20 protein-coding genes are annotated in these 22,628 nt (G+C 68.1%); 8 read left to right on the top strand and 12 right to left on the bottom strand.

From position 1 onward, the window contains the following. Positions 1-64: 64 nt before the first annotated feature. Complete coding sequence (locus KUM39_RS09915; protein WP_217785091.1) at positions 65-2,614, bottom strand: helicase C-terminal domain-containing protein; 2,550 nt, start codon at positions 2,612-2,614, stop codon at positions 65-67. A gap of 150 nt (positions 2,615-2,764) precedes the next feature. Here KUM39_RS09915 and KUM39_RS09910 point away from each other — a divergent pair, with 150 nt between their 5' ends. Together KUM39_RS09910 and KUM39_RS09905 are read left to right on the top strand one after the other, a co-directional pair. After that, positions 2,765-3,826, top strand: a complete 1,062-nt coding sequence (locus KUM39_RS09910) for a hypothetical protein (protein ID WP_217785090.1) — start codon at positions 2,765-2,767, stop codon at positions 3,824-3,826. Between the two features lie 97 nt (positions 3,827-3,923). Beyond that, positions 3,924-4,595, top strand: a complete 672-nt coding sequence (locus KUM39_RS09905; RefSeq protein ID WP_217785089.1) for an HAD family hydrolase — start codon at positions 3,924-3,926, stop codon at positions 4,593-4,595. Here KUM39_RS09905 and KUM39_RS09900 read toward each other — a convergent pair. Beyond that, positions 4,556-4,822, bottom strand: a complete 267-nt coding sequence (locus tag KUM39_RS09900; protein WP_217785088.1) for a hypothetical protein — start codon at positions 4,820-4,822, stop codon at positions 4,556-4,558. The genes KUM39_RS09905 and KUM39_RS09900 overlap by 40 nt on opposite strands. Before the next feature lie 226 nt (positions 4,823-5,048). On the opposite strand from KUM39_RS09900, the gene KUM39_RS09895 reads away from it, so the two are divergent. Further along, on the top strand, positions 5,049-6,698 hold the full coding sequence (locus KUM39_RS09895; RefSeq protein WP_217785087.1) for a recombinase family protein: 1,650 nt from the start codon (positions 5,049-5,051) through the stop codon (positions 6,696-6,698). 875 nt (positions 6,699-7,573) lie between these two features. Continuing rightward, on the top strand, positions 7,574-8,725 hold the full coding sequence (locus tag KUM39_RS09890) for a helix-turn-helix domain-containing protein (RefSeq protein ID WP_217785086.1): 1,152 nt from the start codon (positions 7,574-7,576) through the stop codon (positions 8,723-8,725). A gap of 752 nt (positions 8,726-9,477) precedes the next feature. On the opposite strand, the gene KUM39_RS09885 is transcribed toward KUM39_RS09890, so the two are convergent. From KUM39_RS09885 to KUM39_RS09870, 4 genes are all read right to left on the bottom strand, one after another. Beyond that, on the bottom strand, positions 9,478-10,164 hold the full coding sequence (locus KUM39_RS09885) for a helix-turn-helix domain-containing protein (RefSeq protein WP_217785085.1): 687 nt from the start codon (positions 10,162-10,164) through the stop codon (positions 9,478-9,480). Positions 10,165-10,345: 181 nt separating this feature from the next. Next, on the bottom strand, positions 10,346-10,588 hold the full coding sequence (locus tag KUM39_RS09880; protein WP_217785084.1) for a hypothetical protein: 243 nt from the start codon (positions 10,586-10,588) through the stop codon (positions 10,346-10,348). Beyond that, positions 10,588-11,007 carry a hypothetical protein gene (locus KUM39_RS09875; protein ID WP_217785083.1) on the bottom strand — a complete coding sequence of 140 codons (420 nt, stop codon included), beginning with the start codon at positions 11,005-11,007 and terminating at the stop codon, positions 10,588-10,590. Before KUM39_RS09875 ends, KUM39_RS09880 begins: the two co-directional genes overlap by 1 nt. 386 nt (positions 11,008-11,393) lie before the next feature. Next, positions 11,394-11,600 carry a hypothetical protein gene (locus KUM39_RS09870; protein WP_217785082.1) on the bottom strand — a complete coding sequence of 69 codons (207 nt, stop codon included), beginning with the start codon at positions 11,598-11,600 and terminating at the stop codon, positions 11,394-11,396. A gap of 735 nt (positions 11,601-12,335) precedes the next feature. Here KUM39_RS09870 and KUM39_RS09865 point away from each other — a divergent pair. Together KUM39_RS09865 and KUM39_RS28555 are read left to right on the top strand one after the other, a co-directional pair. After that, positions 12,336-12,890, top strand: coding sequence for a recombinase family protein (locus KUM39_RS09865; protein WP_217785081.1), 555 nt, complete (start codon positions 12,336-12,338; stop codon positions 12,888-12,890). Positions 12,891-13,048: 158 nt separating this feature from the next. Next, positions 13,049-13,432, top strand: coding sequence for a cold-shock protein (locus KUM39_RS28555; RefSeq protein ID WP_217785080.1), 384 nt, complete (start codon positions 13,049-13,051; stop codon positions 13,430-13,432). A gap of 76 nt (positions 13,433-13,508) precedes the next feature. Here KUM39_RS28555 and KUM39_RS09855 read toward each other — a convergent pair whose 3' ends face one another. The 4 genes from KUM39_RS09855 to KUM39_RS09840 form a co-directional block, all read right to left on the bottom strand. Continuing rightward, positions 13,509-14,447, bottom strand: a complete 939-nt coding sequence (locus KUM39_RS09855) for a 1,4-dihydroxy-6-naphtoate synthase (protein WP_246619877.1) — start codon at positions 14,445-14,447, stop codon at positions 13,509-13,511. Beyond that, a complete protein-coding gene (locus KUM39_RS09850; protein ID WP_308288096.1) occupies positions 14,401-15,147 on the bottom strand; it encodes a futalosine hydrolase in 747 nt (248 codons plus the stop codon). Before KUM39_RS09850 ends, KUM39_RS09855 begins: the two co-directional genes overlap by 47 nt. A gap of 11 nt (positions 15,148-15,158) precedes the next feature. Further along, on the bottom strand, positions 15,159-15,659 hold the full coding sequence (locus KUM39_RS09845; RefSeq protein WP_217785079.1) for a DUF2771 domain-containing protein: 501 nt from the start codon (positions 15,657-15,659) through the stop codon (positions 15,159-15,161). A 103-nt stretch (positions 15,660-15,762) separates the two neighbouring features. Further along, entirely contained in the window at positions 15,763-17,154 is a 1,392-nt protein-coding gene (locus KUM39_RS09840) for an MFS transporter (RefSeq protein ID WP_217785078.1), read from the bottom strand. A gap of 384 nt (positions 17,155-17,538) precedes the next feature. On the opposite strand from KUM39_RS09840, the gene KUM39_RS09835 reads away from it, so the two are divergent. Both KUM39_RS09835 and KUM39_RS09830 read left to right on the top strand, forming a co-directional pair. Continuing rightward, positions 17,539-18,465 carry a DUF3027 domain-containing protein gene (locus tag KUM39_RS09835; protein WP_217785077.1) on the top strand — a complete coding sequence of 309 codons (927 nt, stop codon included), beginning with the start codon at positions 17,539-17,541 and terminating at the stop codon, positions 18,463-18,465. Positions 18,466-18,610: 145 nt separating this feature from the next. Then, on the top strand, positions 18,611-19,690 hold the full coding sequence (locus tag KUM39_RS09830) for a hypothetical protein (protein ID WP_217785076.1): 1,080 nt from the start codon (positions 18,611-18,613) through the stop codon (positions 19,688-19,690). A 279-nt stretch (positions 19,691-19,969) separates the two neighbouring features. Here KUM39_RS09830 and KUM39_RS09825 read toward each other — a convergent pair whose 3' ends face one another. Together KUM39_RS09825 and KUM39_RS09820 are read right to left on the bottom strand one after the other, a co-directional pair. Then, positions 19,970-21,652 carry a bifunctional 3'-5' exonuclease/DNA polymerase gene (locus tag KUM39_RS09825; protein ID WP_217785075.1) on the bottom strand — a complete coding sequence of 561 codons (1,683 nt, stop codon included), beginning with the start codon at positions 21,650-21,652 and terminating at the stop codon, positions 19,970-19,972. Between the two features lie 178 nt (positions 21,653-21,830). Further along, positions 21,831-22,565 (bottom strand): Clp protease N-terminal domain-containing protein, encoded by a 735-nt coding sequence (locus tag KUM39_RS09820; RefSeq protein ID WP_217785074.1) that lies wholly within the window; start codon positions 22,563-22,565, stop codon positions 21,831-21,833. Positions 22,566-22,628: the final 63 nt, after the last annotated feature.

Genomic DNA, 22,628 nt, shown 5'->3' with positions numbered 1-22,628 from the left:
AGTGTGCCCTATCCGCCCCGACCGGTGGAGCCCTCGACGACTCCCGGTGTCCGTCCCGGTCCGGTCAGTCCTCGGCCAGTTCCGCGACGCCCGTGATGCGGTGCAGGGGGTAGGTGCGGACCTCGTCGGCGGTGTGGTCGTAGGCGGTGACGAAGCCGCCCTCGACGCGGACCGGGGCGATGACGCGCTGGCTGGCGGTGCCCTCGGCGTTGACGTAGCCGATCCACAGGGACTCGCCGGTCAGGACGGCGGCCTGCACGGTGGCGAGGGTCTCGGCCGCGCCGGTGCGGGGCGGTTCGCCGCCCGTCCCGGCGGGGGCGGCGGACGCCTTGCGGGGCGCGGTGGCGGCCCGGTCGCCCGCCCGGACGGCGCGGACCGCCGCCGACAGCAGGGTCGCGTCGGGCGGCGGCGGACCGTCCGGGACCGGCTCGGGCGCGCCGCGCGGCGGGGTGCGGTGGGCGTCGGCGCGGGTGATCAGCACATCGCCCTCGGCGGACTCGGCGGCGGGCGCGTACCCCATCCCGCGCAGCCCCTCCAGCAGGGCCGCCGGGTCGCACGGCGCGGCCAGCACGGTCGGGGCGAGACGGCGCAGCCGCAGCCCGGCGGCCCGCTTGTCGGCGAGGATCTCGTTCAGCACGCTGTCGTCGTCGCAGCGTACGTAGGCGGACGCGGCGCCCACCCGGAGGTGGCCGTGGCGCCGGGCCACGTCGTCGATGAGGTAGGCCAACGGCTGCGGGACGGGCGTGCGGGAGTGCGCGGTGAGGAAGGCGTGCAGGTCACCGGCGGTCTGCCCGGCGTCCAGCGCGCGCCGCACCGAACCGGGCGTGAAGCGGTAGACGGTCGCCCCGCCCTTGGACTCGACGTCCGCGAGCACCCCGAGCAGCGCGGCGAGCGGGCGCTCCAGCGGGCCGGGTGCCACCGCCGTCAGGTCCGCCTGGAGCAGCACGTGGTCCAGCGGCTCGGGCAGCAGCGGCGCGAGCAGCCGTACGGCGGCGGCGGTCGCGGTGGCCCGGCCCGAGGAGGAGAGGGGAGCGGCGGCGGTGGGGCGGTGGTGGTGCACGGGGAGCCGGTCACCGGGGCCGGGGCCGGGGGAGTCGGCGGCGGCGTCCGGGGCGGCCGGGGCGTCCGCCGGGGTGCCGAGCAGCGCGCGGCCGTGGGCGGAGAGCGCGCCGCGCCCGGTGACACCGAGGAGTTCGGCCTCGGCGAGCGTCCAGCGGGCCAGCCGGGAGCGCAGGTCGTCCTCGCCGTCCCGGCGCGGACCGCGCAGCGGGCGTTCCCAGCGCAGCCGTTCCAGTACCGCACCGGCCGTCGGGGCGCCGCCCGTCGGCAGCCCGGCCAGCAGCGCGAGCACCCGGTGCCGTACCTCGGGGGCGGCGGAGCGGTCCAGGCCGGGGCCGAGCGCGGACAGGGTGCGGTCCTTGGCGTCCCGGCCGCCGACCAGGCCCGCCGTGCGGGTCGCGGCGAGCCAGGACTCGGCCAGCAGCCCCCAGCGTTCGGCGGGCGGGCGCTCCAGCCAGGTGTCGTAGGCGGGCGTCGCCGCGTACCGTTCGTCGGCCTCGCCGTCGGAGGCCAGCAGCCCGGCGGCGTGGGCGAGTTCGACCCAGAAGGCGGCGACCGGTTCCGGCACGTCCAGCGCGACGGCGGTCCGCTTCAGGTCCCGCACGCTCAGCCCACCGGCCCGCAGCACTGCCGGGCCGCCCTCGTCCCAGTCCTTCAGCAGCTCCTCGACGGTGGCCAGCGCGGTGTACGCCTGCCCGGCCGCCGTGGCGTCCACGATCCGGGGGCCGTGCACGGCGGCCGGTTCGACGGCCGGGGGCAGCGGCTCGGGCGTCCGGTGCGCGTGACCGCCCCGCAGATGGAGGGCGACCTCGCGGGGGAGTACGACGGTGCCGGGCGCGGTCGGCAGCAGCAGACCCCGGTCCAGCAGCCAGCGCAGATGAGCGGCCGGGTCGGCGGTCACCTGCCCGTACGGCGGCCCCCACACCAGCCGCTCCAGCACCTCGCGCGCCGCGTCCGGAGCCCCGGACAGCAGCTTCGTCATCTTCTTCCGGTCGCCGAACAGCCCGGTCAGCGCGGTCACGGCGGAGACGGGGTCGTGCGTGGACGCCAGCCCGGCGGCGGCCACGATCTCCTGCACACGGCCCGGCGACATGCCCGAGGTGGCCTCCCGCACGGTCGGGCCCAGCCCGGTGGGGGACGGGTGCTGCGGCGACGGCGCGAGCAGCTCCCGCGCGGTGCGCACCAGGCGCAGCCGCTCGTCGTCGCCCCACACCAGCGCCTGTTCCCGCAGCGTGGCGACGGCCCGTGGCAGCGCCGCCGCCACCGCCTCGTCCCGCTCGTCCCCGCCCATCAGCCCGAGCAGCTCGCCGTACGGCGCCGGGTCCCCGGCCACCGCCAGCGCCTCCGCGCTCTGCAACGTGAACCGGTCCAGCCGCTCCAGCGCCCGCAGCACCGAGGCCCGCGTCCCGGCCCGCGTGGCCAGCTGTGTCAGATCCGTGGGTACCGGACTGATCAGATCGGGCCGGCCGCGCAGCAACGCGCCCAGCGAGGCGTCGTCCCGCGCGCGCAACGACTCTGCGAGGGACCGGGGGGCTGAGTGGGCCTCGGGGCTCATCCGCTCAACGTTAGCGGAAGCCCACGCGCCGGGGGGCTCCACGGGGCGCCCCGTGGAGCCCCGATCCCCCCCACCCGTTCCGGACGCTCGACCCGTCCAAGGGGTACCGTCCTCACGGGGTTTTTCCGTCGTCGCCCCGGAGGGGTTCCGTTGGGGATCGAGAGCGACAAGGTCGTCTACGAGTATCTGAGCCGGGTCGGGGACGTGGCGCAGCAGCGGCAGTTGCCGTCGATGACGCGGATGCGGCTGGTCTCGGAGCTGCGGGACGAGATCGACCGGCACCGCGCGCGGACCGCGGTGGACAGTCCGGCCGCCGTGCGCCGCATCCTGGACCGGCTCGGTTCGCCGGACGACGTGGTGACGGCGGCGGGCGGGGACACACGGGAGCTGCCGCGCACGCCCGTCACCGCCGTACCCGAACAGCGCGACCAGCGCGACGCGGCCCCCGCACCCGAGCCGCGTCCCAAGGGGCTGCGCCGTGCCGTACCCCGCCCGCGCCCCACCGCCCCGGAGCCGCCCGCCCGCGCCGACGGCCCCGCACCCCCGCACCTCGCGCCCGCGCACGAACTGGGGGACAGCGCGGTACGGCCGGACTGGTGGCGTACGGAACCCCACCCCTTCGGTTCGGCGACCGGCGACTCGGTGCCCGGCTTCACGGGCGGTGTCGAGATCCCGGACCTCCTCAAACGCCCCGAGGACCTGCGCCCCGTGGAGCCGAAGGAGCGGAAGGAGGACCCGGAGGCCGCCGCCCCGCCCGCCGCGACCCCGGTGCCCCGCAGGGGCCTGCTCCGCCGCAGGACCGCTCCGGCCCCCGGCACCCCCGGCACCCCCGGGTCCCCGGCACCCCGCCGCCGTCTCCTGCCCGGCCCGGCGACCGGCTGGACCAACCCGCTGCTCCTGCTGGGGGCCGCCGCGCTGGTCGCGGGCGCGGTGCTCGGGATCTGGCCCGCGCTGATCGCCGGTTGGCTGATCGCGTACGTCTCCCGCCGGCTGACCCCGGCCGAGACGAAGTGGGCGGTGTTCGGCATGCCCGGCCTCTCCCTGGCGGCCACCGTCCTCTGGCTCTGGGGCCGCCAGACCCACCACTGGGGCACCCCGATCCCCGACGCCCGGATGAACGAGGCCCTCACCGGGACCTGGCCGTGGACCCTGCGGCTGGCCGCGATCACCTCGGCACTGTTCATCCTCTGGAGGTCGCAGCGGAGCCGGTGAGAGGAGCCGATCGGCGGAGCCGGTGAGGGGAGCCGGTGAGCGGAGCCGGTGTGGGGGTCTTGACGGACCGTGCCCCCGGGGCGGCGAGAATGCCCGCATGGCATCCACCATCGGCTTCGACCTCGACATGACCCTGATCGACTCCCGCCCCGGTATCCACGCCTGCTACGTGGCGCTGGCCGAGCGGACGGGGACGTACATCGACGCCGACCTGGCGGTGACCCGGCTGGGTCCGCCGCTGGTGGACGAGCTGACGCACTGGTTCCCGCCCGAGGAGATACCGGCGGCGGCCGACCTGTACCGCGCGCTGTATCCGGAGACCGCCATCGCCGCGACCCCGGCCATGCCGGACGCCGCCGCCGCGCTGGCCGCCGTACGGGCCACGGGCGCCCGCACCCTCGTCGTCACCGCGAAGTACGCCCCGAACGCCCGCCGCCACCTCACCCACCTGGGCATCGAACCGGACATCCTGGTGGGGGACCTGTGGGCGGAGCGGAAGGCGGACGCGCTGCGCGAGCACGGCGCGTCGATCTACGTCGGCGACCACGTGGGGGACGTACGGGGGGCCCGCGCGGCCGGTGCCCTCTCCGTGGCCGTGGCCACCGGACCCTGCGACGCTGCGGAACTCCGCGCGGCCGGTGCCGATGTCGTCCTGGAGGGCCTGCACGCCTTTCCGGCCTGGCTCACCGCCCACCTCGCGGAGAACGGGCCGTACCCGGCGGGTCGTCCCTACCGCGACGAGCCCGGTACGGCCGCCTCCCGCGCCTGACGGCGCCCGGCCGCGACGGAGCGCAGCACCCCGGCGGCGGCGATCAGGAAGCCGACGCCCATCAGCATGCACAGCCCGTACATGAACGTCGGGAACGGCTTCGCGCCCAGGAACAGCGGGGCCACCGTGACGAGGGTGGCCAGAGCGCCGAGGAAGAAGACGATCGCGCCGGTACGGATCAGGCCGTCACCGGGCGCGGCGGAATTCGGTTGGGTTTTGTCACGCACCGGACCAGGGTAGTTCCCAGCGCGGGAGAACAACCGGGAAGCGTCTTGTCACCCGCCCCAGGACCATTAGCCTGGACGCGGGCGGGTCGATGCGGACCCGCTCCCGCGCTGTGAAAAGCCCTTTTCCAGAAGCGTTTTCCCATCGAGTACGAGGACGAGGACAGACGTGCCCACCGGCAAGGTCAAGCCGGTTACCTAGGCACACAGAGCACGCTACGCTCGCGCCATGACACCTGGTCTGCGCTACCTCTCCTGTCTCCGCCTCTCTGCCGACTCGGACGGCTCGACGTCCATCGAGTGGCAGCGTGGCGTGATCCGACACCACGTCAGCTCTCCACTCCTGTCCGGCGTCCTGGTGGGGGAAGCAGAGGACACCGACGTCTCAGGCTCCATGTCCCCCTTCAAGCGGCCCAAGCTGGGGAAGTGGCTGACGTCCAAGGCTGACGACTTTGATGTCTTGATTGCAGCCAAGATGGACAGGCTCACCCGTCGCTCAATGCACTTCAACGAACTTTTGGAGTGGGCGCAGCAGAACGGGAAGTTCATTGTCTGTGTGGAAGAGGGGTTCGACCTCTCTACTCCCCAAGGCAAGATGATGGCTCGCATGACTGCCGTCTTTGCTGAGGCTGAGTGGGACACCATCCAGGCACGCATCCTGAACGGCGTACAGAGCCGTCTGGAGAACCGTTCATGGCTCACGGGCGCTCCGCCTACCGGCTACACCATCAAGGCCGTAGAGGGCGGCAAGAGGAAGGTTCTGGAGATTGATCAGGACTTCCGCCCCATCGTTCAAGAGATCTTCCGGCGTATTGGTGAGGGACAGTCCACACACCGGATTGCACGTGACTTCAATGGCCGTGGCGTACTCACGTGGGGGGATCATCTCCGGAAACTCAAGGGACAGGAAACCAAGGGGACTCAATGGCAGTCCACCATCATCAATAAATTCATCCGCTCCTCTTGGGTTCCCGGTATCTACACGTACAAGGGTGAGGCTGTCTTGGATGACCAGGGAGAGCCGGTAATTCTCCCTGTAAAGCCTCTAGCGTCAATGCAGCAGTGGGAATATCTGGTGGACCAGATCAAACCCGCTCCCAAGGCTGAGGGAACGGAAAGCCGTACAGGGGCTAAGAGCCTGCTTGCCGGTATTGCTCGCTGCGGTCATTGTGACGCTCCCTTCTCCTCTCTCCTGAACTCAGGACACAAGAGGAAAGACGGTACGAGGATTCCCGGACACAGGTATTACCGCTGCTCCAACAAGTTCAAGGGTGGCTCATGCGAGAGCGGCCCTTACGTCCGTGCTGACGTGCTGGACACGTGGGTTGATCAGGCAATCCAGGGCACCATTGGGCAGTGGGACATGTACGAGCGTGCCGGTACGGGACCGAGCCAGGCAAGGGAACTCCAGTCGGCTAGGACACGGCTGGAAAAGCTGGAAGCCGAATACATTGCAGGGGATTACGACGGAGAGGGGCAGGAAGTCTCCTACCGTCGCATTCACAAGGGCCTGTCGGCAAAGGTGGCTCTCCTGGAAAAGCAAGAGGCAGAGCGTATGACTCCTGCCCTGTGGGCGACGGGTAAGAAGTACGGGGAAGTCTGGGGAGCCAAAGACCAGGAAGACCGTAGGGAATTCCTCCGCGCTTATCGGGTAAAGGTCTGGGCGTGGAATGATGCGATTCCGAATGCGGGATTGGGTATCGTCATGGACCTTGGAGACATTCAGGCCATGTCGCAAGAGCTGAAGCTCAACAAGGAAGAAGGAATGGATAGACTCTTGACCGGTCATAACGTACCGGCGCACTGGATTAGCCCTGAATTGAGGGAATTCGGTACGGATGATGTACCGGCAATCCTAAAGGAACTGGAAGTAGCGTAAAAGAAACAGGCATAAAGAAAAGGCCCTGCCGAATAGCGGAGCCTTATTCTTTTTATGGAATTGTTTATGAATTCGACCCCCCTAGCATTAAAAAGTAATTCAAATTCCAGGGGGGTCTGGTCTTTCTCGTACTCAGGACTGCCAAGGGGGTAGGCAGTAGCCTTTCAGGGCTTGACCAGGGGTTCTCTCTAATCTTGACAGATCCCTGGTTGCTCTGTATCACGCGTACGCGCCCGTTATTTGGCCCTAAGTAAGGCCTATAAGGGTTGTTATAGGGGGTAAGTATTTTCTCCCTAAGGGGGTGTGGGGGGAAGGGGGTACGCCGGACGGTACCGGCGTCCGTGGCCGCCTAGCGGCTCTGTACGGCGCTCTGCGCCCCTATCGGAGCCTCAGGGTCTCCCTGTGCCGGACGCGGCCTCAGAGCCCCGTAGCGGTGACAGGAGCAGCCGCAGCGCCGTACGAGCAGGATGCCCCTGGAGTAAGGCAGGGGGATGTCTTTGGTCTGTCGGCACTCGCCGTGAAGGTCTGCGTAGTCCGGTTCCTGAGCCAGCGTGCACTCTGCGGACAGGTTCTCTGCGGCTCTCACCGGTTCGCCCGTTGCCGTCGGCAGTGAGGGCAGGAGCACGGCGGGTACTTGCTCCCTTGTCGGTCCCAGGCCCCCGTGGGGGATACTCGCCGCGTACCCGAATCCTGGACCACCTTGCCGTCTCTGATCTTGATCACCCGTAGCGTCATGCCACCCGTGGGCTCTGCCATGTCGGCTCCTAGCAGTCGGCTTCCCTGTCCGTCTGCCGACTCAACCGATCTGCGGACGCCATAGGGGAGTTGACCAGCGTTGACTACGATGAGCGGCAACAGTCAACGGGAGCCGCACCATGAACGACTTTGGGTCTGAGGTACGGGGCGCACTCAAGGCACAGGGAAAGAGCCTGAGGGGTGCGGCCAAGGAACTCCATTACGACGTGGCCTATCTGAGCCGGGTACTCAATGGGAAACAGGCTCCCTCAGCCGAGTTGACCCAAGCCGTTAACGAATACCTAGGGCTCTCCCTCACAGTGGAAGACAGCGGCTCCCACGATGATGAGACGGACGCTTGGGAACTTGCTCGACGTGTCCAGGCAAGTGACGTGGGGAACGCGACACTTGAGCGCCTGGAAATGGCCTTTGACCGGCTGGCTATGGCGTACCCGAAAGCCAAGCCGGAAGATCTCCTGAGGCAGGTACGCAAGCACTCCGCGTACGTCGTCAAGCTCCTGGACGGTAAGAAGACCCTCTCTGAACACCGGCGCTTGCTGGTAGTCGGTGGCTGGCTTTCCCTGTTGGGTGCCACGGCTCATATCGACTTGATGCAAGACGATGCGGCTACGGCTCGACTGGAGACAGCAGCAACGCTAGCCAGGGAAGCCGGGCATCCTGAGATTGAGGCATGGTGTTTGGAGACTGAGGCTTGGCGCGTGCTTACCGATGGGGATTACGTCCAGGCCATTGACCTCTCGCGTGCGGCTCAGGAGATAGCTCCCGCCAACGGCTCAGCCATCATTCAGGCGACCGCACAGGAGGGCAGAGCACACGCACGGCTCGGGGAAGCCAAAGAGACCTACTCTGCCATTGAGCAGGTACAGGCTCTCTCGGCTTCCAGGGGAGCCCCTGACAGTCCAGAGCACCATTACCGCTACGACCCTGCCAAAGCCCTTTCCTACACGGCTACAACGCTTGCATGGCTAGGGGATGCGGCAGCAGAGCCGTACGCAAGGGAAGTCATCGAGAGACTGAGTCCCGGTGACGAAGTGAGCCAGTGGCCTAGGCGTGTGGCTTCAGCGAATATCGACCTTGCCCTAGTCCTGTTGAAGGATGACCGGCTGGATGAGGCGTGTGACTCTGCACAGAAAGCCATTCTGTCCGGCCGTGTAGTCCCCTCGAACCATTGGCGTGCGCTGGAAGTAGTGAAGGCTGTAGAGGCTCGACAGCTTCCGGAGAGTGCAGATCTGCGCGAGGCATACCAGGGGCTCAAGGCCATCGAACAGTAAGCGGAATGACTCCCTACCGTTTGTCAGTGCTGCATGGGATGCTCAAAGCACGTTGACAACCGACTAGGGAGGCAGACCATAAGCACACCGGTACGCAAGAGGGCAGACAAGTTGAAGGTTGGCGATAGCCTGAAACTCTGGAATGGCAAGACCGCTGAAGTGCTCTCGATTGAACCAGCGATCAACCAGGTAGGAAGGAAGGCACTCATCCTCACCCTCTACAAGACAGGAAAGATGGTGGTGAAGACAGGGCGTTTCATGACCATGCACTACCCAGAGCAAGACAAGTAACTCCAGGGGGAGAATTCCCCACCCCTTGAAACTCGGAAGTTCTTGCCTGATAGGCGGAACCCCAGCAAGACAAGTAACTGTTGTCAGTCGAGATATCTACGGAAAGTAGGTGTCTCGGCTGAATTTCCTTGGAAAAACAATTACAGTAGCCTTATTCGACTATTAAATAGAGGAATTTATGTATCACAGCCAGCTGAGACCTAATGAATTCCAGGGAATTCTCATTCGCCGCAATGAGGCGCGGCGGTTTCTAGAGCCTATGTAACTTATCTAGTAAGGAATGCCAGGGAATCCAGGGGAGACCAGGGCTTAACCAGAGCCTTTCCATATCCAATAGGTCTTACCGAAGGTGCGGAGCACCGTAGGGAGAGACCAGGGCTTGCCCCAAATCCAATATCTTGAATCCAGGTCTTTCCCTGGTCTACTTGATTACTATCTCTGTACCCATTCGCTGTCCCTGGCTACGCCAGGTGCAGCGGTCGTTCCATTCTTCTTGTTACTTCTTCTAGTTCTTTCTTATTGTTTGTAGCCGGGATTCCATCTACCTCCTGGACGGGATTTCGACTACCCCTAGCCGGTTTTCCGACTACCCCCCTAGTCGGGATTCCGTCTACCTCCCTAGCTGAGGTTCCGGCTACCTTCATTCCTCGCTTATCCATCTCTAGTTTCATGCGGTTAGCTGAGATGGCCAGTCGTGGTGCCGTGTCGGTTCCCTTGGCCTCAATACCGCTCCACGCTTTGTCTTTGTCCATGAGCTTGTCTTTCACGGTGACTTCAACGCGTGCCGTCCCGTGCTTGTACTCCTCCTCAAGGGCTCTGAAGCCTGCTGGAATGGCCAGCGTGTAGGAGAGGGTGTCTCCGTTACTTCCCTGGGTGATAAGCCATCCCTGGGTGCGTAGTTCCTTCACGTACGTCTTGACCTGGGTGAGGCTGATGTTCATGAGAGCCGCTAGACGCTTCTGTCCAGCATTGGCCTTACGGTTCTGTCCGGCGTGCTCTTCCAGGATCATCCATAGGATTTTGGCTTGGGGTGTCAGGTCAAAGCTGTATAGCAACGCCTTTGGTGTGCGGATGAAAGCACCTCCCTTGTAGGAAACACTCGGTGCGTCCAATAGGTCAACGGGAACGCTTGTCTTGTTGTCTGTCATTTCTGATATCCTTGTCTTAGCGAGATTGCTTTAGCTACCGGGTTAAAAATTCGATGCATGAGATGGCTCCCCCTGTCTACACTTAGTTCATCGCAGTTTCCCTTCTTGAAGTCATGAGGCCAATGACACAGAGAGACCCCCATTTCCATCTGATTGGATCTGGGGGTCTCTCTATTTCTGCTCAATCAATACGAATGGGTCGTGCGGTTCTTTGATGAAATAGAACCCCTCTTGGAGTTTCGGGGTGGAATTCCCCGGTCGTTTCGCAGAGTAGACCTGCATTCTTCAATGCATCAAGAATCACCCAGTAATCATCTTCGGGAAACTCCTCTGAAAACCTCGCTTCGCTGATGAGTTCTCCAGTGGATTCAAGTTCTGTGTAGATTGCCAGTGCGGGAAGGCTCAATTCCTCTGGTTTGGCCACTACCCCTCCAACGGATTTGTGTACAGGTGATAGGTGCGCTCCCCCATGTATCCCTGAGTGTCACTTGTCAGCTTGTGAATGTGTCCGGTCTGCTGAAGAACCGCTAGTGCGTTTTCGAACTCAACCTCTGTAGATCCTGGAAGGCGCTTGAGAAACTGAGCTTTTACAGCACTTGCTACGGCTGGTCTGTTCTGGCCTAGGTACTGCTGGACGATATCCATGATGGCCGGTCCGGCGTGATTCATGACGGCCTGTCTCTGCCATTCGGCTCTCTGCTGCTCCTCTGCTCTCTCTGCCTCCAGCTTCTCCTGTTCCTGTCGTGCTCTCTTCTGTGCCTGGTATTCAGGTGTCATCACGCGTGCCCAGTAGTTGTCTGAACGTTCATGCGCTCCATAGTTGAATGCGTCCGGCGTCGTCATAGTTCTTTCTCCTTAGTTCAGTGATTCAATGTGTATCTGTGTGGCTTGTGGCTACGCTCCACTGTGATTAGTCCTCTGTCTTCTAGCTGCGCTACTGCTTCTCTGATGTCTGCTCGGTTCAGTCCAAGACCCAGAGCCTCGCAAAGCTGTAGGTGCGACAAGCGCAGTTCGTTCTCATCGGGAAGAGAGACCAGGTAGAGCCAAAGCATGTTCGCTCTGGCTTTCACTCTTGCCTCTCGTCTCAACTCGATTACCTCTGTCTCTTCCATCTCTTCCTTTCTCTCCTATGCTGTTCTGAGGCCGTTAGGCCACAAGTCCTTGATAAGGCTCCCTCTGACCTCTTCTAGGGCCGTGAAGGCTGCTGGTGTCATTGCCGTACCCCCTGCCTAAGCGAGCCAGCCATTACGGCGTAGCTCATCCATGCAGTCTTCAAGCGGGAAATACGGCACCTTCACGCTGACTAGGTAGTCTTCCCAAGCCTCTTCGCTGAGGCTGATTCCCTTGCTCCACACTGTCCACGCTGCCTTAGCGTGATTGGACAGGTTGGGCACTCGGTCAATGGATGCCGTCGTACGTGGAATCTTGTTGCTCATTGCTTCTCCAGGGGAGTCGTAGTTAATTGCTTTGCTTGCTACGCCTCAACCCTTCTGAGCTAATTATCGCACGTATTCGTTCAATGTTGGTTTGAGCCCAAGACAGCAAAGAGCCCCGACCGCTACGCCGTGTAGCTGATCGAGGCTCTAATTAACTCTTTAGCTACTCTAAGTAGTTTTGGAGTTGGTACTGTTTATAAATCAGTGATCTCGCCGTTATGAAATTGTTGTAAAAACCTCTTGCTTCTCAGGGTTGAAAGTGCCTATAGGGCTGTCTTCAAGGCAGTCCCTAGCCCTCCCTCGATGGCCTGGTAGCCACGTCCCTCCACGGCTCCCTGAGCAAAGTTCCCTGAGCGGCCCCCAGTAGCCATCTGATAGCCCTTCTGGAAGTCCTGGAAGCCCTGTCCCGCTCCCTCGCTTCCGGCCGTGGCTGTCGCTGCCATTGCGTCGATTGCGTCAAGGTCGTGCGGCTGTCCCGGTTCTAGTCCCATGATCGTTCTCCTGTCTGTCTCGTCTGTGCGTCTCCGTGCCTCTCTGTCTTCTATTGTCCCAGTTCTGTAGCAACGTTTGTGGCGTCTCGGAAACGATGGTTATTGAGACTGCCCGGCCGGGCGGCTTCCGACCCCTGTTTGGGTGTTCAAAACCCGTCTCACAACCCTTCCCAATGCCTTGATGTTTTGAGACGAGTTATGAGACACTTCATGTCGGCAAGGGGCACCAGGGAGGGAACGGATCATGGCGGTCATCGGATACCAGCGAGTCAGCACCAACGCTCAGGATGCGCAGCTTCAGAACGACGCTCTGACGGCGGCCGGTTGCTCGAAGATCTATGAGGACAAGGCTTCCGGCAAGAATGTGGAGCGCCCCGGTCTTCTCTCTGCTCTCGACTACATGCGAGAGGGAGACACCCTCTGTGTCTGGAAGCTGGACAGGCTCGGCCGTTCAACTAAGGACGTCCTGACGATCGCTGAGGACTTGCACGCGCGTGGAATCGCGCTCCGCATCCTCACTGGGGCTCTCGCCGGTAACTACTCGCCCAAGGGGGAGGGCAAGTTCTTCTTTACGATGATGGTTGCCTTTGCTGAGCTTGAGCGAGACATGATCGTTGAGCGCACCCGTGCGGGTCTGGATGCAGCCAAGGCGCAGAGGCGTACTGGTGGACGTCCCACCGTCATCACTGAGGATGTGCTCACTGTGGCCAAGGCATGTAAGGCCAAGGGGGAGAGCATCACTGCCATTGCCAAGGCACTCGGTGTCTCCCGTGCCACCCTCTACCGGCACATCGGCTAGCCCCCCACGCTTCCCCCCCACTTTGAGCCTCTGCCTTCACTGGTAGGGGCTCAGAGCCGTTTTAAGGCGTATCCGGGTGGAGAGACCCCCGGTAGGCTGTCTCAACGGCAGTTCAAGGGCGTCCGGCCAGTCCGGGGCGGATCGAGGGAGTGTGTGCTTTGCCCACCGGCAAGGTCAAGTGGTTCAACAGTGAGAAGGGCTTCGGCTTCCTCTCCCGTGACGACGGCGGTGACGTCTTCGTCCATTCCTCCGTCCTCCCCGCCGGCGTCGAAGCGCTCAAGCCGGGCCAGCGCGTGGAGTTCGGCGTCGTCGCCGGACAGCGCGGCGACCAGGCGCTCTCCGTGGCCGTGCTCGACCCCACCCCGTCCGTCGCCGCCGCACAGCGCAGGAAGCCCGACGAACTGGCCTCGATCGTCCAGGACCTGACCACGCTCCTGGAGAACATCACCCCGATGCTGGAGAAGGGCCGCTACCCGGAGAGGACCTCCGGCAAGAAGATCGCGGGCCTGCTCCGCGCGGTCGCGGACCAGCTGGACGTCTGACCCGGCCCGCCGCCACGGTCGTACCCCCGAGCCCGCGCCCGCCCGGCGCGGGCTCGGTCGTCCGCCCGACGAACCCCTACGGGAAGTCCAGCGCCCCCGCCGCCAGCGGCGGAACCAGCCCCTCCGCCGCCGCCCGCGTCAGCAGCCCCCGGATCGCCGCGTACCCCTCGTCCCCGAGGTCGGCGGTGAACTCGTTGACGTACAGCCCGATGTGCTGGTCGGCCACGGCCGGGTCCATCTCCTGGGCGTGCGCCATGACGTACGGCCGGGACACCCCGGGTTCCGCCCAGGCGGCCCGCACCGAGTCCCGGATGCCGTCGGCGAGGCGGGTCAGCGCCTCGGTGCCCAGCGAGCGGCGGGCGATGATCGCGCCGAGCGGGATGGGCAGCCCGGTCGTCCGCTCCCAGTGCTCGCCCATGTCCGCGAGCTTGTGCAGCCCGTAGTCCTGGTACGTGAACCGGGCCTCGTGGATCACCAGACCGGCGTCCACCCTGCCGTCCCGCACGGCGGGCATGATCTCGTGGAAGGGCAGCACCACGATCTCCCCGACGCCGCCCGGCAGGGTGTCCGCCGCCCAGAGCCGGAACAGCAGGTACGCGGTGGACCTCTCGCTCGGCACGGCCACCGTCCGCCCGGTGAGGTCGGCGCCCGCCTCCCGCGTCAGCACCAGCGGCCCGCACCCCCGCCCGAGCGCCCCGCCGCACGGCAGCAGGGCGTACGTGTCGAGGACGTACGGCAGCACGGCGTACGACACCTTCAGCGCGTCGTGCTCGCCCCGCTCGGCCATGCCGTTGGTGATGTCGATGTCCGCGAACGTCACGTCCAGCGCGGGGGCGCCCGGCACCCGGCCGTGCGCGAGGGCGTCGAAGACGAAGGTGTCGTTCGGGCAGGGGGAGTACGCGATCCGCAGCGCGTCACCGCTCGGCGCGGGGCCGCCCGGCTCCACGGGCGCGGTCCGCGCGGCGGGCTCAGTGCTCCGGGCGCTCTGGTTGCTCTGGTCGTTCAGCGAGGTCATGCGGGTTCCAACTCTCCAGTGCGGGCGCGAACTTCCCGAAACCGCCGGTGAGGGCGGCGAGGGCGTCGCCGATGCGCCAGGCGGCGCGGTCGCGCGGGCCGACCGGGTTGGACACCGCGCGGATCTCCAGCACCGGCACCCCGTGCGCGGCGGCGGCCTCCGCCACCCCGAACCCTTCCATGCCCTCCGCGAGCGCGCGCGGGTGCCGGGCCAGCAGCTCGGCGGCGCGGGCGGCGGTGCCGGTGACGGTGGAGACGGTGAGGACCGTGCCGGTACGGGCTCCGGTGGCGGCGGCGACGGCCCGTACGAGTGAATCCGGGGCGCGGTGGCTGTCGGTGCCGAAGCCCAGCGCGGTGACCGGGAGGAAGCCGTCCGGGGTCTCGGCGCCCAGGTCGGCGGCGGTGACGGTGTCCGCGACGACGAGCGAGCCGAGCGGTGCGCCCGGCTGGAAGCCGCCTCCGATCCCGGCCGAGACGACCAGGGCGTACGGGGTACCCGCGAGGGCGGCGGCGGTGAGCGCGGTGGCCGTCGTGGCGGCGGCCCGCGCGGGTCCGACTCCGGCGGCCAGCAGGTCGTACCCGCCGGGGACGCGCAGCAGCGGACCGGCGCCGCCCGGCAGCGGCGCCTCGGTGCCCGCCGGGAACGCCCGTGCCACCGCGTCCCGTTCGGCGGGAACGGCGGTGGCGACGAGAACGCGCACGGCGGACGTGATCAGGAGTCCTTGTTCAGCTTGAAGGACCAGTAGCCCTTGGCCGGGTTCTGCCCCATCTGGATGGACACCGTGTTGCTGTTGCCCTGGGTGCCGTACTGGGCGTTGAAGAACGCGCTGCCGGGGATCGTGGTGTACGTCTTCTTGCTGACGTCGGTGAACTGGCGGCCGTTGACCAGCAGAATCCATCCGGCGTCCGCGATCTTCGGGTCCACCCCGAAGCGGACCGTGGCGTCGGGGTCCACCGAGATCGACTTGGCGCTCTTGACGTTCTTCACGCAGGAGGCCAGCGTCTTGGCGGTCAGCGCGTTGCCGTCGTTGTAGCAGAGTGCCTCGGAGTTGACCGAGTTCTGGCCGACCGTCACCGTCGCCACGGGGGACGGCTTGTCGCAGGCCGACAGGACGAGCAGTCCGGCGGCGACGGCGCCGGCGGCGGCGACGGCACGGCGGCGTCGCGCGACGCGGAGTGGAGCGGCGGCTTCGCCGCGGGGCAGCGTGGTCATGGCCGAAGGCTATCGGGCCTCCGGAACCCACCGCCCACGTGGGGTACGGCGTGCCCGCTTCGTTACGCCACTCGCGGCCCCCGGGTCGCCCGCGCCCGCCGCCTCACGCCACTCGCGTCCGTGTCCTCCCGCCGTGCCGGGCCGACGCGAGCAGCCCCCGCAGCGTGGTGACCCACCCGATGGCCACCAGCACCGCCGCGACCGCCAGCCCGAGGGTGCCGTTGAGGGGCATGACGATGCCGACGGCGCCGCCGAACACCCAGGCCATCTGGAGGATCGTCTCGGAGCGGGCGAAGGCGGAGGTGCGGACCTTCTCGGGCACGTCCCGCTGGATCAGCGCGTCCAGGGCCAGCTTGGCGAGCGCCTGCGCGAACCCGGCGACCGCGCCCAGGCAGGCCACCAGGAACGCCCCGAAGAACACGGCCGCGATCACCGCCGTGCCCACGGCGACCGCGACGACCGTGACGATGATGATCTCCGGCGCCTTGGACTTCAGCCACGCCCCCACCGCCGTGCCGAGCGCGTTCCCGGCCCCGGCCGCCACGCCCACGATGCCCAGCGACACCGCCGCGCTCTGTCCGGCCATCGGGTGTTCGCGCAGCAGGAAGGCGAGGAAGAAGATCAGGAACCCGGACAGGCAGCGCAGCCCCGCGTTGGCGCCGAGCGCGTGCGTGACGGCGGGCCCGACCGTGCGCAGCCCCGGCCGCTTCCCGGTCCTCGTACGGCCCGCCCCGCGCACGTGCTCCTCGTCGGCCGCGAGCAGCGCGGTGTCCTCGCCCTTGGCCGAGTCCACCTTCGGCGGCAGGGTGAAGGACAGCACGGTCCCCGCCACGAAGATCACGAACGCGCCGTACAGCGGCCACGGGTCCCCCAGCGCGTGCAGCCCGGCGGCGGCCGGAGCGGCGGCACCGGTGGCCAGCAGCCCGGCGAGTGTCACCCGGGAGTTGGCCCTGACCAGGGAGAACGCGGGCGGCAGCAGCCGGGGTACGACCGCGCTGCGCACCACGCCGTACGCCTTGGAGGCGACCAGCACGCCGAGCGCGGCCGGGTACAGCTCCAGGCTGCCGGTGGCGACCGCGCCCGCGATGACCAGCGCGAGCAGCGCGCGGGCCAGCATCGCCCCGGCCATCGCCGCCCGCCTGCCGTGCGGGAGCTTGTCCAGCAGCGGGCCGATGACGGGGGCCAGCACGGTGAAGGGGGCCATCGTGATGGCGAGATAGAGGGCGACCCGGCCGCGTGCCTCGTCGGTCGGCACGCTGAAGAAGACGGTGGAGGCGAGCGCCACGGTGATCATCACGTCCCCGGCGCCGTTCACCGCGTGCAGCTCGATCAGCTTGCCGAGGCCCGACTCGCCCGCGCCGTGCGCGTGCGTCGCCCGCCGGATGCCGCGCGCCGGCAGGTGCAGGGCACGCCCCACCGAGCGGACGGCACCGCCGACCCGGCCCGAACCGCCACCCCGAACGCTCCCCCTGTCCGTGGCTGCCACGACGTTCATAGTGCCCCGAGACACCGCCGGATAGTGCGGTTTGCGGCCACGCGAGTCGGGACGGTGCCCGGCGGGCGGCGGGGAGAACACCCGGGAGTCCGTGACCGGGACGGCGAGCCGGGCGGGAAATCCACCGCGCGGAGAACAGGCACCGAGCGGCGCGGCGAGCGAGGTACCGCAAGACCGCCGGAGGCACACGCGCGCCCGGACTGTCCCCGACCACCACCCACGGGGTAGCGTGCGTATCTCAGCCATCAAGCAGAATAGATGGCAGAGGTGCGCCCGAGCGCGAGCCGGAGTACAGACGTCGATGCGGTCCTGCGGTCCGCTCCGTCCCCTCCGCCGCCAAAGGCAGCCGCACTCATGAGACGGCGTAGGAGAGAAGCGATACCTGTGAGCGCAGCGACAACGCGAAGCCGCACCCCCGACCGCCTGTGCGCCGAGGCCATCGACCTGGCCCGTACCGCCGCCGAGGAGGCAGCCGCGCCCGGTGTCGTGGGCGAGCACACCGGGACGGTCTCCGAGGGCGACCGCGTTGTCACCCACTTCTTCGAGTGCAAGGACCCGGGCTACCGGGGCTGGCGCTGGGCCGCGACGGTGGCCCGCGCCTCCCGCGCCAAGATCGTCACGCTGGACGAGGTCGTGCTGCTGCCCGGCCCGGACGCGCTGCTCGCCCCCGAGTGGGTGCCGTGGAGCGAGCGGCTCCGCCCCGGTGACATGGGCCCCGGCGACCTGCTCCCCACCGACCAGGAGGACCTGCGCCTGGAGCCGGGGTACACCGGCGACGAGGAGCCCGTGCCCAACTCGCCGGTCTCCGAGGAGATGGCGGAGCTGGCCGAGGCCGAGGACGCCGACGTCACACCGGGTACGCCCGCCGAGCAGCCCACCACCCCGACCCGGGGTTCCATCGCGGCGCTCGCGGAGGAGCTGGGCATGCGCCGGGCCCGGGTGCTGTCCCGCTACGGCCTGCACCTCGCGGCCGACCGCTGGGAGGAGTCGTTCGGCCCCGGCACCCCGATGGCGCAGGCCGCCCCGGCGACCTGTGTGACCTGCGGCTTCCTCAACCCGATCGGCGGCTCGCTCGGCCAGGCGTTCGGGGTCTGCGCCAACGAGTTCTCCCCGGCCGACGGCCGGGTCGTCTCCCTCTCCTACGGCTGCGGCGGCCACTCCGAAGCAGCCGTCATGCCCAAGCCGCCCCAGCCGTCCGCGCCCGTCGTGGACGAGACCCTCATCGACGCCTTCCCGCTCCGCCCGTCCCCCGACTCCGGCTCGGTCCCGGACCCCCAGGACGCGACGGCGGCGGAACTCGGACACTCGTAGACGAACCCGGCCTCCACTCCGTCCGCCCCCGTCGGACACTTGACCGAATCGTGGTCCTCCACCGGGCTTGCCCGTGACCGCGATGTGATCAACGCGCCGTAATCTCCGTGCGGTTGTCGATGATCGTGGGGGCGGGGGAGCGGGGATGACGTATCGGCGTGCGGCCGTACCGGTGTTGACCGGTGGGCTGGTGTTCGTGGTGCTGCTGTGGTGGGCGGGTCAGAGTATTCACGCGCTGGGCCTGTCGGGGGCCGACACCATGATCGACGGGCAGACCTACGCGACGCTGCGGCAGTGGCTGCTCCCCTGGTCCTACGACGGACTGGGCGCCGGACCGGGCGCCGACTACCTCCGGCTCCTGCACACCGGCCTCCAGGTGCGCTACGCCGCCGCCTTCGTCTTCTTCGTGGCCGGAGCGGTGCTCCTGGTCCACCGGATGCCGCCGGTACGGGGGCGCCGGGTCGCGCTCCTGCTCGTCCTGTGGGCGTGGGCGCAGATGGCCGCGACGCTCGCGCTGACCGTGTCCGCGCCCTGGCTGCTCCTCGCCTCCGTGCGCCCGAGCTTCCGGCCGCTGTCCCGGCTGTCCGCTCTCATCGCCGCCGGGCATGAACTCCCGCTGTTCGCCGGGCTGGTCGCGGCCGGGGTGACGGCGCTGATCGCGCGGCTCGCCATCGAGGACGCCGAGCCGCCCCGGCCGACCGCCGTGACGCGCCGCGCCGCCCGGTGGGCCGCCACCGCCGGTACGGCCGTCGTCGCCGTCTCGCTGCTCCTGCTCTCCTACGTGGCGGTCGCCGCCCGCATCCAGGCGTTCGACCCGACCGCGATCGGCGTGCTGTCGGAACCAGGTGAATTCCTGCGCCAGTGGCTGCTGCTCGGCTTCTGGGCGGGTCCCGACGGCGCCTCCCCGGGCACCTGGCTGCTGGGCCGCGCCGCCGACCTCCTCACCCTGGCCGTCGTCTGGTTCACCCTGCGCCGCCTCCCCGCCCTGCTGACCCGCCCCACCCTCCCCGCACTCGCCCTGGGCGGCGTCTGCGCGACCGTACTCGGCCTGATGGCGGGCCAACTGCTCCGCGTCCTCACCACCGGCTCCGCCCCCCTCCAACTCGTCGGCACCTTCGCCACCGCCTACCCCTCCGCCCTCACCTTCGGCCTCCTCGCCGGCCTGGCCACCACCCTCGCCCTCCACCTGACCCCCACCCCAGCCCCAGCCAACTCCCAGGAGTAACGCGCCCCCCAGGGGCGCGGGGAACTGCGCGACGAGCCACAGCGAACCCGCACGGAACAATCCGCCCGAGCCACCAGGGGCGCGGGGAACTGCGCGATCAACCACAGCGAACCCGCACGGAACAATCCGCCGAAGTCCCCGGTGCCTCGTGCCAGCGGACGCAACCTGCAACCCCCTCAGGGGCGCGGGGAACTGCGCGACCAGCCACAGCGAACCCGCACAAACCAACACAGCCCAGCGCACCAAGCGCCAGCACCGCCAACTACCCAGAAGTAAGCACTACTTGGCGTCGGCGTAGCACTCCACCACAGCCGTACTGAAAGGAAACCGCACCGGCGTCTCCCCGAACGTCAACCGCCCGGCCAACTCCGCAGCCTCCCGAATCGCCGAGACGACGACACCCGCCTCCCCAGCCGGACAGTGCACGATCACCTCGTCGTGCTGAAAGAAGACCAGCTCGGCGGAGAGCCCCGCACAGGACCGCCGCAGCGCGGCCAGCATCAGTAGGGCCCAGTCGGCCGCGCTGCCCTGGACGACGAAGTTGCGGGTGAAACGGCCCCGCGCGCGGGCGTCGGTGGAGGCGTACCCCGGTGTCCACCCCCGTTCCTCCGCGTCGGAGCCGATGGGAATCCCCGCCTCCTCCGCCACGTCCTCCCCCGGGCGCCCGGCGGGCGGGCACGTACGCCCGAGCCACGTCCGCACCAGCCGCCCCTCCTCACCGGCCCGCGCGGCGTCGTCCACGTAGGCGACGGCGAGGGGGAAACGGCGGCGCAGCGCGGCCAGGTTCTTCAGGCCGTCCCCCGAGGTCTGCCCGTAGACGGCACCGAGGACGGCGAGCTTGGCCTGGGCGCGGTCGCCGGAGAACGCGCGCTCGGAGACCGACTGGTACAGATCGCTCTCCCGCCCGGCGACCTCCATCAGCCCCGGATCACGGGAGATCGCCGCCAGCACACGGGGTTCCATCTGGTCGGCGTCGGCCACCACCAGCCGCCAGCCGGGGTCGGCGACCACGGCCCGCCGTATCACCTTGGGGATCTGCAACGCGCCCCCGCCGTGGGTGACCCAGCGCCCGGTGACCGTGCCGCCCGCCTGGAACTCCGGCCGGAACCGCCCGTCCCGCACCCAGTCGTGCAGCCAGGACCAGCCGTGCGCGACCCAGATGCGGTACAGCTTCTTGTACTCCAGCAGCGGCGCGACCGCCGGATGGTCCAGGGAGCCGATCTCCCAGCGGCGCGTGGACCGCACCTTGATCCCGGCCCCCGCGAACGCCCGGATCACATCGGCGGGCAGGTCCGGCCGGACCCGGCGGCCGAACGCGGCGGACACCTCGTCGGCCAGCTCCGCCAGTCGGCGCGGCTCACCGCCGCCCGCGTACCGCTCGCCCAGCAGACCGCGCAGCACCTCGCGGTGCGTCTCGGCGCTCCAGGGCAGCCCGGTGTGGTTCATCTCGGCGGCGACCAGGGTCCCGGCCGACTCCGACGAGGTCAGCAGCCGCATCCGGCCGGGATGCTCGGCCTTGTCGTGCCGCCGCAGCTGATCGGCGTACACCTCCAGCAGGCCGGTCAGCGGCAGGTGGGTGCCGGACTGCTCGAACAGAGCGGACTGCGCGCCCGGTCCGGCGGGGCGGGTGCGCGGATCGGGGGGCACGGGGCCGCCCCGGAGGCGGGCCAGGGCGGCGGCGGCCGAACGCGGCTCGCCGGACCGCCCCTCGTGGCCCAGCAGCAGGGTCTCGGCGTCCTCGATGTCGTAGCACCGCTCCACTCGCACCCCCGTGGCGAGCAGTCGCGGGTAGACCTCGGGAGTGGACCGCCACACCCAGCGCGTCACCTCCGGGCGGCTCCGCACCGCCCGCGCGGGATCGCTCTCCCGCAGCAACGGACCGGCGGGCAGCCCGTCCGGACCGAGGGGGGCGACCTCCACGCCACCGTCCTCGGCCAGTGCGAGAGCCCACCGGTCGGTCATGCGAAGAGTGTGGCAGGGGGCACTGACAATGGGCCCTGACCTGCGGCTTCAGCGAGGAAGCGGAGGCCGGGGCGTCCACGCGTCGGTGGGGTAGCCCGCACCCCCACCCCCACCCACACATCCACCGGCACCCACCCGCCGACCCGCACCCCCACGTACCCGCACACCCCCCGAGCGCCTACTTCTCCTCCGCCCGCCCCGCGCTCAGCAGCGCGAGCGCCTCCGTCAGCCATGCCTCGCTCGCCGCCTTGGTGACGCCGAGACCGCTGAGCACACCGGTGCCGTTCTCGTGCTCCAGGAGGGCGAGCAGCAGGTGCTCGGTGCCGATGTAGTTGTGGCCGAGACGGAGCGCCTCGCGGAAGGTGAGTTCGAGGACCTTCTTGGCCTCGGTGCCGTAGGGGACGAGTTCGGGGGCGTCTTCGACGGCCGGGGGGAGCGCGGCGCGGGCGGCGGCGCCGACGGCCTCCGGGGTGACGCCCTGCTGGACGACGGCCCGTACGGCGAGACCGTCCGGCTCCGCCAGCAGTCCGAGGACGAGGTGTTCGGGCCGCCCCTCCGCGCTGCCCGTGGCGACCGCCTCGTTGTGCGCGGTCATCACGACGTTCCGGGCGCGCGGGGTGTACCTGCTGAAGCCCTGGCTGGGATCGAGGTCGGCCGACTCCTTCGGCACGAACCGCTTCTGCGCCGCCTGCCGGGTGACCCCCATGCTGCGGCCGATGTCCGTCCAGGACGCGCCCGAACGGCGCGCCTGGTCCACGAAGTGGCCGATCAGATGGTCGGCCACGTCCCCGAGGTGATCCGCCGCGATCACCGCGTCCTGCAACTGGTCGAGAGGCTGGTCGTGCACCTTCTTGATCGACGCGATCAGGTCGTCGAGGCGCACGGATGCGGTGGGGTTCTCATTGCTCGCCATGTGTCAACCGTAGGTTGCGCTTGCCGAAGGTGTCAACCATGAGTTGACACTCGCGTCCGGACG

Source organism: Streptomyces corallincola (assembly GCF_019104725.1).
Taxonomy (GTDB): domain Bacteria; phylum Actinomycetota; class Actinomycetes; order Streptomycetales; family Streptomycetaceae; genus Streptomyces; species Streptomyces corallincola.
The sequence above is the reverse complement of the archived record's forward strand: the minus strand, read 5'-3'. Positions and strand labels throughout refer to the sequence as shown.